The organism is Bremerella sp. P1 (assembly GCF_028748185.1).
Lineage (GTDB): Bacteria > Planctomycetota > Planctomycetia > Pirellulales > Pirellulaceae > Bremerella.
Genome location: NZ_CP118164.1, coordinates 716,890 through 733,091, shown reverse-complemented (window position 1 = coordinate 733,091; position 16,202 = coordinate 716,890). Strand labels below are relative to the sequence as shown.

At 55.4% G+C, this 16,202-nt stretch carries 13 protein-coding genes; 6 read left to right on the top strand and 7 right to left on the bottom strand.

The window, feature by feature from the left end; genetic code table 11:
* Positions 1–161 precede the first annotated feature (161 nt).
* Both PSR63_RS03045 and PSR63_RS03040 read right to left on the bottom strand, forming a co-directional pair.
* Positions 162–1,556 (bottom strand): leucine-rich repeat domain-containing protein, encoded by a 1,395-nt coding sequence (locus PSR63_RS03045; RefSeq protein WP_274330634.1) that lies wholly within the window; start codon positions 1,554–1,556, stop codon positions 162–164.
* Positions 1,557–1,774: 218 nt separating this feature from the next.
* Positions 1,775–2,860: a hypothetical protein gene (locus tag PSR63_RS03040; RefSeq protein ID WP_274330632.1), complete on the bottom strand. Its 1,086-nt coding sequence runs from the start codon at positions 2,858–2,860 to the stop codon at positions 1,775–1,777.
* Between the two features lie 148 nt (positions 2,861–3,008).
* Between PSR63_RS03040 and PSR63_RS03035 the strand changes: the two genes are divergently transcribed.
* Both PSR63_RS03035 and PSR63_RS03030 read left to right on the top strand, forming a co-directional pair.
* A complete protein-coding gene (locus PSR63_RS03035) occupies positions 3,009–4,565 on the top strand; it encodes a UxaA family hydrolase (RefSeq protein WP_274330630.1) in 1,557 nt (518 codons plus the stop codon).
* Positions 4,566–4,676: 111 nt separating this feature from the next.
* Positions 4,677–5,993, top strand: coding sequence for a hypothetical protein (locus tag PSR63_RS03030; RefSeq protein ID WP_274330628.1), 1,317 nt, complete (start codon positions 4,677–4,679; stop codon positions 5,991–5,993).
* A gap of 9 nt (positions 5,994–6,002) precedes the next feature.
* Here PSR63_RS03030 and PSR63_RS03025 read toward each other — a convergent pair whose 3' ends face one another.
* From PSR63_RS03025 to PSR63_RS03010, 4 genes are all read right to left on the bottom strand, one after another.
* On the bottom strand, positions 6,003–6,491 hold the full coding sequence (locus PSR63_RS03025) for an MEKHLA domain-containing protein (protein ID WP_274330626.1): 489 nt from the start codon (positions 6,489–6,491) through the stop codon (positions 6,003–6,005).
* A 9-nt stretch (positions 6,492–6,500) separates the two neighbouring features.
* Complete coding sequence (locus PSR63_RS03020) at positions 6,501–7,616, bottom strand: leucine-rich repeat domain-containing protein (protein WP_274330624.1); 1,116 nt, start codon at positions 7,614–7,616, stop codon at positions 6,501–6,503.
* Positions 7,617–7,715: 99 nt separating this feature from the next.
* The gene (locus PSR63_RS03015; protein WP_274330622.1) at positions 7,716–8,834 is read right to left on the bottom strand and encodes a leucine-rich repeat domain-containing protein; all 1,119 of its coding nucleotides are present in this window, start codon (positions 8,832–8,834) and stop codon (positions 7,716–7,718) included.
* 355 nt (positions 8,835–9,189) lie between these two features.
* A complete protein-coding gene (locus PSR63_RS03010) occupies positions 9,190–9,885 on the bottom strand; it encodes a zinc metallopeptidase (protein ID WP_274330620.1) in 696 nt (231 codons plus the stop codon).
* A 287-nt stretch (positions 9,886–10,172) separates the two neighbouring features.
* Here PSR63_RS03010 and PSR63_RS03005 point away from each other — a divergent pair, with 287 nt between their 5' ends.
* Positions 10,173–11,291: an ADP-ribosylation factor-directed GTPase activating protein isoform b gene (locus PSR63_RS03005; protein WP_274330619.1), complete on the top strand. Its 1,119-nt coding sequence runs from the start codon at positions 10,173–10,175 to the stop codon at positions 11,289–11,291.
* Between the two features lie 8 nt (positions 11,292–11,299).
* Here PSR63_RS03005 and PSR63_RS03000 read toward each other — a convergent pair whose 3' ends face one another.
* The gene (locus tag PSR63_RS03000; RefSeq protein WP_274330617.1) at positions 11,300–11,767 is read right to left on the bottom strand and encodes a hypothetical protein; all 468 of its coding nucleotides are present in this window, start codon (positions 11,765–11,767) and stop codon (positions 11,300–11,302) included.
* 233 nt (positions 11,768–12,000) lie between these two features.
* On the opposite strand from PSR63_RS03000, the gene PSR63_RS02995 reads away from it, so the two are divergent.
* From PSR63_RS02995 to PSR63_RS02985, 3 genes are all read left to right on the top strand, one after another.
* Positions 12,001–12,594, top strand: coding sequence for a peroxiredoxin (locus PSR63_RS02995; protein WP_274330615.1), 594 nt, complete (start codon positions 12,001–12,003; stop codon positions 12,592–12,594).
* A gap of 387 nt (positions 12,595–12,981) precedes the next feature.
* Positions 12,982–14,214, top strand: a complete 1,233-nt coding sequence (locus tag PSR63_RS02990; protein ID WP_274330614.1) for a cytochrome-c peroxidase — start codon at positions 12,982–12,984, stop codon at positions 14,212–14,214.
* Between the two features lie 519 nt (positions 14,215–14,733).
* Positions 14,734–15,612 carry a DUF1559 domain-containing protein gene (locus PSR63_RS02985; protein WP_274330613.1) on the top strand — a complete coding sequence of 293 codons (879 nt, stop codon included), beginning with the start codon at positions 14,734–14,736 and terminating at the stop codon, positions 15,610–15,612.
* Positions 15,613–16,202 lie beyond the last annotated feature (590 nt).

Genomic DNA, 16,202 nt, shown 5'->3' with positions numbered 1-16,202 from the left:
GTAGGACCTTTCCTATTATAGGAGACGATTAACGATCCGCGGGGGATTTTGGTCAAAAACGAATTACCTCGCCCCCCGACATCGGAGGGGGAGGCATCATTTTCCCTGAAATTGCCTTAGAAGGCCTCGAAAGTCGCCTATTTAAGCGTCCGAGGGCCAACCTATCGCGAAAGTCGTGTCTTGGCCGTCGCGTAGAACTCGCGAAGCTGTTGCTGCTCGGCGACCGTCAGTTGGCTGCCGTCGACATAGACTTCGTCCACGTGCGAAAGCTTTCGCAGGTAGGGGAGGTCGCTGGTGTTGATCGGCGTGTTGAACAGGGCCACGCCGCGCAGATTGGGCAGTTCGGCCAGCTTGGAAATCTTCTCACCACTAACGTTGGTATTGCTCAGGTCGATCCATTCGAGCGTCTTAACGGTAGTAAGATGATCGAGCACGTCCCCGTTCAACTTTGTGCCGTGCAAGTGAATCTCGCGGAGACTGGGAAGGCTTGCGATCGAAGCCAGTCCGCCACTGGTAATCTCAGTGTTGTTGAGACGCAGCGTTTCGAGCGACTTCAAGTTGCGAAGATTCGAGACACCTGCATCGGTGATTTTTGCACCGGAAAGGTTCAATTCGGCCAGCGAAGGGAAGTTCGTCATCGAGCTGAGGAACTGGTCACCCGTTTTGGTGCTGCTCAAGTCGAGCGATTGAAGCTTGGCCGCCGGCCGCGCCATCGGACAGGGAGCATCTTCCAAGGTCGAGTTGGTGGCCGAGATCTGCTCGATGTTCGGCATGCCAGCCAACTGGGCGAGTCCGGTCATTGTGAGATTGCTGCGATCGAAATGGACTTCGACCAGGCCTTTCATCTGCGAAACCTGTTCCGCGACCTCGTCGGTGATCTTCTCGCCTTCGAGGGTCAGCTTACCCAGGCTCGGGAAGTCTCCAGTTTTCAAGTACCACGGTCCGCTCAAATCGGCGTCAACCACCGAAAGGGTATTGAGCCGTGGAAGCTGTTTCAGGTAGTGAAAGCTTTGATTGGTTACCGGCAACTGCTCGAGTTCGACGTGCTTCAGATTTTGCAGTTCTTCGAGATACCAGATGCCGTGGTCCGAGATCTTCGTTTCCGCGATCCGAATCGCTTGCAGGCTGGGCAACTCAGCGATGGTCGACATGCCGCTATCGTCGAGGCTGTTGTGCAGTTGAAGTTCCGCCAATTCCGACATCTGTCGCAGGCAATTTCGCACATTGCCGGCCGGTGGCGTGTTATGAAGCGAGAGGAGTTTCACCGAGGGAAGCTGCAACAGTAAATCCCAGTGGTCATCTTGCATTTTCGTCCCATCCACTCGGATGCAGCCGTATTCCGGCCAGTTGACGATTTCATCGGAAAGAGAAGCACCGTAACCAAACAGACAGCCGCTTTGTTCCAGCGTGGCAACTATGCGTTCGATCTCGGGATCCATCGGGCCGCCGACATCGATCGGCACCGGTGGAAAAGCAACGGGAGCCTGGGCAGATAGACTGCCAAAGGTAGTTAGAGTTGCCGCGACAACCAATAATGATAAAACCCCGCGCCGCATTGATTACCCTCCTGATAGTCGGGAAACTCGCCGCTGCGACTCCCGAATCGATCCGTCCATGCTTACCCCTGACGTATTGATCATTGAACGCCACGAGCGGGGAAGTTTCAATATCGGAAGGCACCTAATCCGCAGAATTCGCGGAACCCGCATATTTCAACACGCAGGAATGCGAATTTCGCAACCGTTAAATTCAAATTCACTCAGGAATCATTCGCTCAATTGTTGAGCGGGGCAATGACGCGAAGATTGGGAAGTTCGGCTGATAGCCAATCGACTCCGTCTTGAGTCACATCGGTACTGCGCAAATGAAGCGTTTCCAATCCCTTGGCGTCTTTCAGGTTCTTCAGGCCGGTGTCGGTTATCGGCGTCAGATTGAGATACAGATAGTTGAGCGACGGCAGGCCACCAAGCGTTGTCATCGCATCATCGATCAAATTGGAATGGGAAATCGTCATGTGCTGGACATTTTCCAGCCCGGACAACGCCGTGAAGTTGTCAGATGGGAATTCGCAGTGGTGCAGATTCAAGTGCTCTAACTGCTTAAGCTTACGGAAGATATCCATGTCTTTCCCATGGAACGAAACATTGGTCAGCGTCAGCGCTCTCAGACTGGCAATCTGCGGGAGCGTCTTCAATGCACTTCCATCGATGTGCCCGAAATTGATCGACAACGTCCGCAATGCCGTGAAATTCTCGATCCCTTTCAGCGAGACTTGTTTCGAGTTGGGATCATAAATCGAAAGCTGATTCAGGTTCGGCAGCCGGGCAAGGTATCCGAAGTAAGGCTCGCAGTTTCCGTCGATTCTGAGCGTCAGCTGCTCCAATTGGGTCAGCTCTTCCAGGTACCACAGCCCCGCAGGCGAGAAGTTATTGCCCCCTAATTGCAGCGACACGAGATTCGACAGTTGGGCTATCTGCATCAGGTCGGCATCGGTCGCACTGCCGAAAACGTGCAAATGCTGAAGCTCGCCTAGCTGGGTGATCGTGTTCCAGGTCAGCGGGCTTAGCTCGAAGTTGCCACCCAGCCACAGACGTTCGATCTTGGGCAGTACCAAAAGTGCCTGCAGGTTATCGGGATTGGCTTTGGTGGCGTAAAGATTGACGTAGTAGGAAGTTTGATCGTCGTAGTTCTGATAAAATTGAACGTGAGCCCCATTCTTTTCCAGCGTTTGGATCGCTTTGCGGATCTCGGGAGACTCGTACTCTCGATCATCGGCAAACGTAGAAGTGACGCCGACAGCCAGCAAGGCCAGGGAAAACGCCAAGATGAACTTACGAGAAGCGTTCGACCATAGGTTCATCGAGGGTTCCTTGACGTGAAGGTAGGCTCAATTGCGGAGGATTTTCACCGGCCGACGAATCCGATACGATTCGTGCGTTGGAGAAAAAGGCATTTCGACGCTGGCTCGAAACGCATTGCACATGAAAGCTAATTATAGGGTAACGGACATGCTTGACGAGAAAATTTCCAACTCACTCGTCATGCTGGACTCTTTCGACAACGTCGCCGTCGCCAGAACATCCATTTCGGCAGGGACTTACTTGAAATGCCCGGAAGGGGAGTTTTCAGCCGCAGATCCGATACCAGCTGGCCATAAGATTGCCGTCGTCCCCATTGCCAAGGGAAATTCAGTCTACAAATACGGCCAGATCATTGGTCAGGCAACCGCCGACATCGTACCCGGACAACACGTCCATTCCCACAATCTGGCCATGGTCGATGTCCATGCTGATTACGCTCCGTGTTCTCAGATCCCGGAGCCTCCCGCGCCGATCGAAGGAAGAACGTTCCAAGGGTACGTGCGCGGCAAGGACAAAGTCGGAACGCGAAACTATCTGGCCGTCATCAGCACGGTGAATTGTTCCGCGAGTGTCGCCAAGTTCATTGCTCAGCGATTTCCGGCGGAAGAACTGGCCAAGTATCCGAATGTGGATGGCGTCATTGCGATGAAGCATGAGGCTGGCTGCGGTATGCAGTTCGGCGGCGACGCGCATCACACGCTCAACCGGTTGATGGCCGGCATCGCCAATCACCCCAACGTCGGTGGCTTTCTGTTGGTGGGTCTCGGCTGCGAGACCGGCGCGATGGGTTACCTGCTTCAGCAGCAGAACCTGGTACAGATTGAAGGAGTCAGTGGTCCCAATGGGCCTGGGCCGCTCGTGCTTTCGATGCAAGACGAAGGGGGCACGCTCAAGACAGTTGAAGCCGGCATTGCTCAGGTTGCCAAGATGCTGCCAAAGGTCAACGCGATCCAGCGGCAGACTGTTTCAGCAAGTCATCTTTCGGTAGGGCTCGAGTGCGGCGGCAGCGATGGCAACTCCGGCGTGACGGCCAACCCAGCATTGGGCGTTGCCAGCGACCGCGTCGTTGCCTGTGGCGGCACGGCGATCTTGAGTGAGACCTCCGAGGTGTACGGCGCCGAGCATCTGCTCACGCGGCGGGCCGTCTCGCCGGAAGTCGCCGCGAAACTGATCGAGCGGATCGAGTGGTGGAAGGGTTACGTTGCGATGTTCGGTGCGCAGCTCGACAACAATCCTTCCCCAGGCAACAAAGCCGGCGGGCTGACTACGATCGCTGAGAAGTCGCTCGGAGCGGTGGCCAAAGCTGGCAGCACTGCCTTGGTCGATGTCTACCAATATGCCGAACCGGTCACGGCCAAGGGGTTGGTCTTGATGGATACGCCTGGCTACGACCCGGCAAGCGTCACCGGGATGGTGGCCGGCGGGGCGAACATCGTCTGCTTCACGACCGGGCGGGGTAGCTGTTTCGGCTGCAAGCCGACTCCATCGATCAAGATCGCGACCAACACGCCCATGTACGACCGCATGATTGCCGACATGGATGTGAACGCTGGCACCGTCCTGGAAGGGGAATCGATCGTTTCCGCTGGCGAGCGGATCTTCGACGAGATCCTGGAAGTGGCCAGCGGCAAGAAGACCAAGAGCGAGCAGCAGGGGATCGGCGACGAGGAATTCGTGCCGTGGCTGGTCGGTCCGACGCTTTAGGGGAAATGCGGCAGTTTTTGCATTCCGGGTCGGCCTCATTTACTATGCGAAGAAGACTCCGCTCACTTTAGCTGCTTGATTTCACTCCATTGATTTTCGGAGAGTCGGTCCGTGCGCTGCTTTCTATTCTTGCTTCTCGCTTGCGTCCTATCGTTTGCCCTGGTCGATTCAGCGGTCGCTGCTGAGTTCCTGACTGGTAAGGAGGTGACCATTGCCGCCGACGAAACCTGGGAAGGAGATGTCTACATCTGCGCCCAATCGGCCAAGGTCGAAGGAACTATCAACGGCGACCTGGTCGTCTATGCCCAGAGCCTGCATGTTTCGGGGACGGTCGAAGGAGGCTTGATTGCCGCCGGACAAGAAATCTTGCTCGAAGGCACCTACGGTCGTAGCAGTCGCATTGCCTGTCAGGCCGCGAAGGTCGGTGCCGGTACTCAGATGCAGCGCGACCTGGTGGCGGCGTGTTACTCGCTGGAAGTCGAAAAGGGAACGGCGATCGATGGCGACCTGGTCTACGCCGGCTATCAAGCAATGCTGGGAGGCACCATCAAGGAAGACGTGTGGGCAGCCGTGAACCGTGCGGAAGTGATGGGGAAGATTGGTCGCGAGTTGAGTATCACAACCGATTCCAACCAACAGCCAGGACCTCCGCCTAATCAGTTCTGGCAAAACCTGAAACTGGTTAACATTCCGATGGTGTCGCCGGGGCTGACCATTCATGAAGATGCGACCATCGGTGGCAAGCTCACCTATCATTCGCCTAGCGAAGTCACGATCGAAGACGGGGCCAAGGTAACCGGGCCGATCGAGTGGATCGAGCCTGAGCGACCTGCCAAGCAAGGTCCCAAGGATAAGACCAACTACTTCTGGGGCCAGCTCAAGCGTTATGTCACGCTGCTGGTCATGGGCATCTTGATGGTCTTGTGCTGTCCGGCCACTTGCGGAGGGACGGTCGATCAGATCGTGCAGCGTCCGATTGTCAGCTTTCTGGCCGGCATCCTAGCGGTTCCCCTTTCGATCATTGCCCTTGGCGTGGCGGCCGGGCTCATCGTGATGGTGCCGATGGCGTTTGGCTGGCTGACCCTTGATGGCCTGGCCGCTGCCGGCGCCTATATTGCGGCCTTCGCGATGGTGCTTTACGTGGGCAGCCTGGGGTACTTCTTTGTCTTTGGAGCCGCCGCCGTCACGAGCATCACGCTGGGACGCATTGTCTTTTCCGATCATCCGATCACCTCGCGTGGACGGTTGATCCTGTCGCTGGCATTCGGACTGGTCTTCTATGTCGTGCTGACGTGCGTTCCCTACTTGCGTGTCGGGGTGTTTGTCGCCGCGATTCTGTTCGCGTTTGGCGGCATTTTTGTCTGGATGATGCGAGGGCTGTTTGGCTCTTCGTCCGAGAAGGCAGCACCTGCTCCGAAGGCGAGCTAGAAGCCACGACTACGCATCGAGAAACGTCCACTGATCGAACGTCGCAGCCTGGCCGACGTAGTCGCCGGCGGCATTGGTTAGATTCCAGACGATCGCTTGCTCGATCCGAAATCTGCGACCGGTCGTGGCGATGCGAATGCCTTGGTAGTCGTCGACATAGCCGTCGCGCGTGGTGCGTTCCAACAACTGAGCGCGTTCATCACGATGCATCGGTTCGGCCGTCATGCGGGAGGGAGTTTGCATCAAGGTCTCGATGTCGATTTCCCACAGCCCGAGTGCCGTCTGGTTGCCGAAGTTAAGGATCGGATCGCTGGCCGCCGTATGCGAAACGACGACAAAAGGGGCCTCAAAGACGCGCCGGGCATCTTCCTCGGCAGAGCCACTGCGAGGAACGAGTTGTTCGCCAAGAAGCTGGTAGTACGAATCGAGCAGAATCTGAAGATGATCGGGCCAGCCATGTTCTTGCCATGGCTGCAGGGCAGGGTGGTCCTGGGGCAACTTGGTGACTCACTTCTTGATCGGGGCAATCACATGCGTTGTGGGACGTGCGTCTTGCAGGGCCTTCACGCCGGCTTCAGTAACGTCCGTGACACTCAGCTGAAGTGTCCGCAGGACAGGCGCTTTGTGCAAGTACTTCAGCCCATCATCGGTTATGGGGGAACTGCGAATATAGAGGTATTGCAATCTCGGCAGCTTGCCCAGCGGCTGCAGGATGTCGTCGTTCATTTCGTTGTTGGAAAGCTGCACGCGCTGCAGTGAGGTCATGCCAGAGATCGCATCGACGGGAAGCTTCTTGAAGTGGCAGCGGTACAGATGCAAATAGGAAACCTCATCGAGTTCGCGAAACATCTCCATCTCTTCTTCGCTCAATTTGGTGCGCATGATACTCAGCGATTGTAGCTCCTTCAGCTTGCCGATCGCCTGGATGTTGCTTTCCTGCACCTCTTGGCAATCGACACTCAGGGTACGCAGTCCGGCGAGCTGTTCGATACCATCGAGCGAAATCGGTTCACTCGAATTGACGCGAATCGTCAGGCTGTCGAGCTTGGGGAGTCGCGCCAGGTAATCGAAGTAAGGCTGACAATCGCCAGAGATCAGCAGCGTGAGATGTTTTAGCTCCGTCAACTCTTCCAGGTACCAGAGGTCTTCTGGTTTCAGGTTGCTGGAAAGCAGCGTCAGGTTCTTCAGGTTGGTGAACTGGGCCAGGTTCGGCAGGTCATGCTCTTGCAGTTCGCCCGAGATCGTCAACGATGCCAGTTCACTCATCTGGATCAACGTGTTCCAGGCAGTTTGGTCGCGCTGAAAACTCTGGCTGAGCGTCAAACGATCGACGCGCGGAATGACCAACAGTGGTGCCAGATTCTCGGGTGTCGGTTTCAGCGTATGGATGTTGATGTTGTAGGAAACGGGCCCTCGCTTTGCTTGGGGCATGCCTACTTGAAAGAACTGCGACGAATAGAAGTGAACCGAAGCCCCGTTCTGCTGAAGGTATTCGATCGCTTCGCCAATCTCGCGAGACTCATACTTCTTGTCGACGGCTTGCCCAAGCAGGGGCGAAAGCATCACCAGCGACACGCTGAGAAGACCAAGAAGCAAAGCGGATGTTCGATTGTGAGAAGTCATCGCCGGATCCTCGTGCCAGTTCACGTTCATCCCCAAGAGCAGAAAATCAGCTTCTATCCTACGAGATCTGGCGGCACAGGGCGAGAATTCTATTCCGAATTACTTCTTTTTGATCGGTGCCGAAACCCGCATATCCGGACGTTCCTTCGTGAGCCAGCTCACTCCATCTGCCGTGATATCGGTTGTATAGAGATAAACTCGCTGGAGGTTGGGAATCTTGGCCAGGTGCTTCAGGCCTTCGTCGGTGATGTTGGCTCCGCGGATGTACAGGTAGTTGAGCTTGGGTAGATCAGAAAATGCGGCCAGCGAATTGTCCGTAATTTCCGTGTTGTAGATCTGCAGCCGTTCGACATTCTCGAGCTCGGACAGCGGCGAGAGGTCATCGGTGGCCAGCTTGCTGTTGGTCAGGTTGAGCGACTTCAGGCTCTTCATCTTGCGGAACATCTCCAGTTCGCCTGCCTCGAACGTGGCATTCGCGATGGTCAGCATCTCCAGATTTTCCAGACCGGCGATCCCTTGCAGCTCTTTTCCTTTGATCGCCCGGGAATTGATGTTCAGGGTTTTCAGTTCGGTCAGGTTCTCGATGCCGTCGAGTTCGACTTCCTTCTCACCCCGCAGGTTCAACACCAACTGCGAGAGGTGCGGCATGTTCGGCAACGCTTTGAACGACGTTTCGTCGTCTCCGTCGACATGGATCGAAAGCCGCTGAAGATTGACCAGCGCTTCCAGGTACCACAGGTAATCGGCATCGACATCGCCGATGCGGACTTCAAGCGATTCGAGATTCGCGAACTCGGCGATGTACTGCATGTCCTCGTTCTTGAGGTTGTCCATGATGTACAAGTGTTCGAGTTCACCAAACTGCGAAAGGGTCTTCCACGACTTTTCGGTGCGCTCGAATTCGCTGGCCAGGTATAAACGTTCGACCTGAGGAAGCACCAGCAAGGCCGCGAGGTTCTCTTCGGTTGCTTTCATCGCGAACAGATTGACCGTGTAAGGAATCGGTCGCGAGTCATCCACCGCCGGACCACGAACGCCAGGGCGTGGGATGTTGAAATGGACCCGCGCGCCGTTCTCTTGCAGGTGCAAAATGGCTTCCCGGATCTCGGGTGATTCGTAGCGGCGATCGTCCGCATTTGCCCACTGCGAAGGGAGCATCAGAGCAACGAGACTGAGGCAGAACGTCCAGTGGCGAAGCACGGATATGGGCAATTTCATCGCAAGGCCTTAAAGGCAGCTAGGGATCGGGCAGTGAGTAGCTGTGTGTATCGTAAGCCATTCTGCTCAAATATGCGATATTTCCCCGGTATAGAACTTACCAGGAAAACGCATCAAAACCCGGCGGACGCTACCTGGTTCGCGGAATCAGCAGCTGCGAAGGGCAAAGATAAGTACGATGAAGAGGACGAATCCCCCCACATACATCCACAGGGGAGGTGGATCTCCAGAGTTGTAGTCGGCGTCAGGCATCCCCCCAGTGTGGACCAAGCGGATGTGCTACTCAAGACGCGATTGGGGGAGGGAAGGGGGATCGACGTAAAGTTCCCCCTTCCAAGCTCGACTTGGGCAGGCCTTAGTCGCGGCGGGCCGAGGCCAGCATCAAGTAGTACATCAAGGTCATGACCGACTGCAGCGTTCCGGCCACATAGGTCAAAGCGGCCGCGTTGAGCACGCCTCGCACGGCGGGCATTTCGTCGCGGGGAACGATGTTCATATCGATCAAGATCCCCCGGGCACGGCTACTGGCGTCGAACTCGACCGGCAAGTTAATCAGCTGGAAGAACACCACGCAGCTGAACAGTGCGATACCACCCCAGATCATCCCCTGACCGAGCACCGGAATCGAACCCGAAATGACCAAACCAATAAATAGCAGAATGAAGCTGAAATTCCCGCCGAACTGTGCCGCCGGGACGGCCATGTTACGGATGATCAGCGGGTAGTAATTCCGGGCATCCTGGATCGCATGTCCAGCTTCGTGCGCGGCGATACCCACCGACGCGGCGGTTCGCTCGGCGTAGACCTCCGGGCTCAGACGCAGCACCTTGGCACGCGGATCGTAGTGGTCAGACAGGTGTCCACTGACGCGTTCGATAGCGACATTCTGCAGACCGGCAGAATCCAGGATATGACGTGCGGCAGCTGCTCCGGAAAGGGGAGCAGCCTGTTTCATGGCCTTGGCATAGGCAGACCGCAACCAAAGCTGAGCGATCATGCCTAAGATGATCGCCGGGGCAATGAACAGCAGGTAACGGAAGTCGAAAATCACGGTTTATCACTCCAAAAATGGACTGTTTTAAAGCGAATTGGGGCGAAATGCCTGCAATTTTGGCAGGCATGAAATTGCCAGAACCTTAATACGCAAACATCGGGCCAACGCATAATTATAGAGCTTCGCTCGCGGGGGGCTATTTCTTTTGGATTCCCATCTCAGAAGTTGCTCAATTCGCGTGATTCCCCGTTGGTTAGGGCAGGTTCTGAGTTAAAGTAGAGAGTCTGGACCGTATTTGATTGTTATTCGATATTCCCCGCCTAGCATTTTCCCCTGTCGAGTCTATGCCACCCATTTGTCAGCGTTTTTTGGGACTTCTCTTCATTCTGTCGCTCGCCAGTTGCCGGCCGATGCCGCCCGAGATCTCGCAGGGTGCTTTGCCGATCTCCGCTGACGAGAAGATCGAACCTGAGAAGCTTCGCGAGCGGATCGATCAGGTCCTCGACTTCACGCTGAAACATCGCCATCTGAATACTTCGGACCACGCGGCTTGGCAGATCCTACACGGTAGCCTGGCCTATGGTCGTGCATTTCCAGTCCTGCACGAAGGCGAGCCGATTCCCGTGGTCGACTACCTGGCCGAAGGTGGCCGGATGAATGGATGGACCATTGAACGCGGCAACAAGCTGGAATCGAAAGAGGAAGACGCCGACAACTTCGGCATGCGGGCGATCACCGAGCCTGGCACCCGGGCAGGGCAGGGGCACTACGATCAGTGGCTGGCCGTTCTCTCGCAGTGTGATGTTCCTCCCGACGCAACGTTCATTGTGGGGCCAGACACCTTCACGATGACCAACTTCGTGCAACAGGTTCAGCTCGACACGTCTCGCAATCACCTCCGCGAATTCAGTTGGACCTTGATCGGCCTGACCAAGTACTTCCCGACGGATCACTCGTGGACTGATAGCTCGGGCAAAAAGTGGAGCATCGGCGATCTGGCTCAGATCGAAATCGAGCAAGGTCTGAGCAATGGTGCTTGCGGGGGAACGCATCGCTTGATCGGCCTGACGATGGCCCTCAATCGCCGCAAGAAAGCAGGCCTTCCCATCGAAGGCGTCTGGGCCGACGCGGACAAGCTGATTCAAGAAAGCATCGTCAACGCGCGCCAATATCAAAACCCCAACGGAGCGTTGAGCGTTAACTACTTCCAGCGTCCCGGAAGTTCGCCTGACCTGGCCGAGAACCTCGGAACCACGGGGCACACACTCGAGTTCCTCTCGCTGGCGCTGGAAGACGAGCAGCTCCAAGAAGAATGGGTCCGTCGTGCCGCTTCGTATCTGTGCGAAGTGTTTGAACGGACCGAAAAGGTTTCGCTGGAGTGTGGTGCCCTCTACCATGCGGCCCACGGGCTGGTGCTCTATCGCGAACGCGTTTACGGAGCGCGTGAGTACTCCGCCGAGTAAACGATCCGCTACAACTGATCGACGCGGGTCATCTTCACCGGCAACAGACGCACGTCGGTGCCCGCTTCGCTGACGGTCATCGTTTCCCGGTTGGCAAACCGCAACTGCAAGAACCGCACGCGGTCTTCGTCGAGCAGCTTCAAGCGAATCTGATCAGGCAAGGCTTCGGCAATCTCGAATGTCAGGTGCTTTTCGGCCGGGGCGAGAATCGTTTGGGCATCGATCGGTTCGGTTTGAATTCTTAGCTCGTTTGGTCCGACGAACTCGATCGTCAGCTGGGCGACATCGGTGTGGGGCGGCTCCTGCGAGACATCCCGATCGTTGGCGACCTTGGGCGCCACCGATGCATGGTTGACCGGCCCCGAAATCTGCATGGTTCCCTGCCAGGTCCCTTCCAAGGGGCTGTCTGCCGATTGGCAGCCCATTAGCGGTGCGATACAGGTAATTAAAATGCCTATGGAAAATAATTTATCCATGGCTATTGCCTATCGTTGAGGGATGTGAATAATAGTTTCCAAGTCACCTGAGGTCGCTGCGGAAAGTTCACCGGCAGCCGGCTTTATCTCCCACACAGTGACCATTGAGAACCGATCGCGAACCGCCCCTTGCGAGGTGATGCGGAAATTGGCACCATGGATGATGGTCCCGATCAAATCCGGTTCTCCAGCTACCATAATTTCTGCAGTACCCCAACACCAGGGAGAGTTTGATGAGTGTTTTAGTTCAACAGCCAGCTCCGGATTTTTCCGCCGAAGCAGTGATGGAAGATGGCTCGTTCAAGAAGATCAATCTGTCGGACTACCGCGGCCAGTACGTCCTGCTGTTCTTCTACCCGCTAGACTTCACCTTCGTTTGCCCAACCGAAATCATCGCGTTCTCGGAAGCAATCGAAAGCTTCAAGCAGCTGAACGTACAGGTTCTGGGCTGCTCGATCGACAGCCATTTCTCGCACCTGGCATGGCGTAACACGCCACGTAGCCAAGGCGGTATCGGCGAAATCAAGTACCCGCTGGTCGCCGACCTCGACAAGTCCATCGCTCAGAACTATGACGTCTTGCTTCCAGGCGGGATCGCTCTGCGTGGCTTGTTCCTGATCGACAAAGAAGGCACCGTCCGTCACCAGGTCGTCAACGATCTGCCGCTGGGCCGTAGCGTTGAGGAAGCCCTCCGCATGGTTCAGGCTCTGCAGTTCTTTGAAGCCAATGGCGAAGTTTGCCCAGCTAACTGGAAAGAGGGTTCCCGCAGCATCAAGGCCTCGCCCGATGCTTCCAAGGAATTCTTCGAAGCAGAATACTCCAGCTAAGACGCTTCGTCGCGATTCACTCACCAGAAGGCCCCAAGCAAATGTTTGGGGCCTTTTTTGTGCGCTCTTACTTTCAGCCAACACGCAGGCCATATCTTGTCCCCTCTCCACCGTCTTCGGGGGAAAGGGGGAAGTTTTTTGTGGCTGCCCGCACCTAATTCCCCGGAATTCCCAGAACCGATTTCACCCACGCGGCTTGGTCTGCCATAATAGATGTAGGCATTGTCAGCCTCCCACAAACTGGCAATCGCCGCCAACAACAACCTACCTACCCCTAAACCCCCGCCAACCATCTCAGCGGGGCGTGCCGCTCTCGCCAGGAAACCACCCGAGCAAAGTCACCTTGCCCCTGGGCGACGGCCTAAACACCATTGGAGAGACAACACCATGAAGTCGACACGCCTTGTCGTGGCGATCGCCGCCGCTTCGTTTGCCCTGGCCGGTAGTTTGCTGGCCGCTGAAAAGTCAGACACGGTCACCCTGGGCGATCCGGCCCTGACCGCCGGCATCCCCGGCGAGGGCCCGCTCAAGCTGGAAGAGATCAACCAGTGGCTGGCCGATCCCAAGAATCATGAAGAATTGAAGGTCGAACTGCCTTACGGCCTGAACGCCGCTGCCGGCCAGGTTACCGGCCTCGACGAAAACCCAATGACCCGAGCCAAGATTGAACTCGGTCGTCAGCTCTACTTCGACCCACGTCTTTCTTCCGACAGCACCATCAGCTGCGCAAGCTGTCACCATCCTGATTACGGTTGGGCGTTCGAGTCGCAGTTCGGAATTGGTGTCGACGGTCAGGAAGGTGGCCGTAACTCACCTGTTTCTTTCAATCGTATTCTCAGCGGTCCGCAGTTCTGGGATGGCCGTGCGGCCACCTTGGAAGACCAGGCCGTCGGTCCGATCGCCAACCCAATCGAAATGGCGAACACTCACGAAGTGTGCGTGAAGACCTTAAGCGAGATCCCAGGCTACAAAGCTCAGTTCGAGAAGATCTTCGACGACGGTGTGAACATCGACAACGTCGGCAAGGCGATCGCCACCTTCGAGCGAACGATCGTTACCGGTCCGGCTCCGTACGACTACTACGAAGTGGTCCGCAGCTTCGAGAAGCAGTTCCCCGCCGATGAACTTGAGTTCCTCGAAGAAGATGATCCCGAACTGTACGCCAAGTATGCCGAAGCGAAGAAGAACGCTGCCAGCATGTCGGAAAGTGCCCGTCGCGGCCGCGAAATCTTCTTCAGCGAGAAGGGGAACTGCACCGCCTGTCACGCCGGTGCTAACTTCACCGACGAGCTGTACCACAACCTGGGCGTCGGTATGGACGCGGAAACGCCAGACCTGGGTCGCTACGAAGTGACCAAGCAGGAAAAGGACAAGGGTGCCTTCAAAACGCCTACCATCCGCAACATTGTCCAAACGGCCCCGTACATGCACGACGGCAGCCAGAAGACCCTGGAAGAAGTTGTCGAGTGGTACACCAAAGGCGGTCATCCCAACCCGCACCTTTCCGACAAGATGAAGAAGCTGAACCTGACCCAACAGGACAAGGAAGACCTGGTCAACTTCATGAAGGCTTGCACCGGCGAGTTCCCCAAGATCGAACCGGGCCGTTTACCTCAGTAAGTCTTGCTGACGGAACAATTTAAGAAATCATCAAAAGCCTCGGGCGTGCTTACGCTTGAGGCTTTTTTTATGCCCGATCAATCTGTCCTTTATTGGAACCGCTTTTCTCTTTGAGTATCCCAGCGATGAAACCAAGCGGGCCGGTGAAATACCTGTTTAGCCCTGTTTCAGGGATGCATAGCGTTTTATCACGAAAAATTGACAAAAATAGCATTGCACTGTATTCTGGTGGTATCCCATGCGTGATGGCTCACGCATTTGTCTTGAAAGCAGCAGCACAAGGCGACATGAACGTGAGCATATCCCTTACCTAAACAGGTCTCATCGGGCAATTCGTCCATCGCCGGTTTGTTGGGTAGGCAATTTTCCTCATCGCTCAGAAATTCCACTCCTTATCTCCTCAATGAAGTCCTTTCTGTCGGCAACGACCGAGAGGGACTCCATTTCACTTTCCTTTTCACATCTAGAGCTCATTGGCTCTCAATCTCCTGTCACTCTTTACGAAAGCGGTAACTTCGTATGAAAGTCTCGCCCCGCGCTCGCGGCTTCACCCTTGTTGAACTTCTGGTCGTGATTGCGATCATCGGTGTTCTGATTGCCCTGCTATTGCCCGCCGTACAACAAGCCCGCGAAGCGGCTCGTCGTATGCAGTGCACCAACGGTATGAAACAGATGGGTATCGCCACGCACAACTTCCACGATACCTACCGGAAGTTTCCTTTCGCTTACCAAGACCAGACTTTGAACGGTAAGAAGACTCGTGGCACGTTGTTCTTCTGGATTCTCCCTTACATGGAACAAACCTCGCTCTACGATCAGGCCGACCTCGACAGTTACGCCAACAATCGAATTACCAGCGGCCGCGGTAATAAAGCCGCCCGTGGTCAAGTCGTGGAAGCCTACGTCTGTCCTTCCGATGCGACAGATCCCGATCACATTCACAGCAACGACTGGACGTTCGGTTCCTATGAATTCAATTACCACGTTTTCGTTGGCAATAGCTCCACTTCGACGTCGACCGGAAATGTCGCTCAAAAGAATCTGGCAGACGTCACCGACGGTACCTCCAACACGTTGATGTTTGCTGAATCGCTGCAGCGATGTGGTAGCCAGGGCACCATCTGGTCGCATGGAAACTGGAACGTGCGATGGATGCCGATGTTCGGTGGTGGCAAGAGTGGTAGCGATCAGTTGGCTTACGGTACCACGTCAGTACCGCAGAGCGTGAGAAAGCAATCGGGCTGTAACTCGCTGCGAACCACGGCCTCGGGGCATCCTGGTGGTGTTAACGTCACCTTGGCCGATGCCAGTTGCCACTTTATCCCGACCACCATCGACGGCACCGTCTGGTGGAACCTGGTTCGACACAACGATGGCAACGTCGTTGGGGAATACTAATCCAGGTTCGGCTGGGGTGGCACACACGTTGATCGGTCGTGCCACCCGGTCGTTCACGGTTCTTTAAATAGCACAAGCGCGAGGCAAAGCTTTCTTCGTTCGCCTCGCGCATGATTCTGAAAAGCAATAGGTAACCCGACGCTGAAATACGGGTAATTGGTTCGCACGAGATTCAGAGTATGCCCCCTAAAGGTGTGGCAAGAGTAGAAGGATTCATTGTTTCAATCTGTCGAGATATTTGCGTAAGAAATGTTGTCACGGGAGTGTAACATTTTGTCATTAATTAATTGACGAAAATACTATGACAGTGTAATCTGGCGAGAAGCCGAGATTTCGTGCTCACGCACCTACATTGAAAGCAGCACCAAGGATTTGAAAGTGAGCATTTTTCCTGCGTAAACAGGCTCCAAAGACATTTCTGCCTGTCTTTGACTTGTTTCTAGGCAACCTTCCTCACCTCATAAATTCCTTCCCTTTTCACTTCCAATGACAGTCCATTTTTGTCGGTAACGACATTGATTGACGCCATTGGTCTGTCTTTTTGACACCTGAAACTCGTTTGTTACCTATTCCCCATCTCATTTTTACGA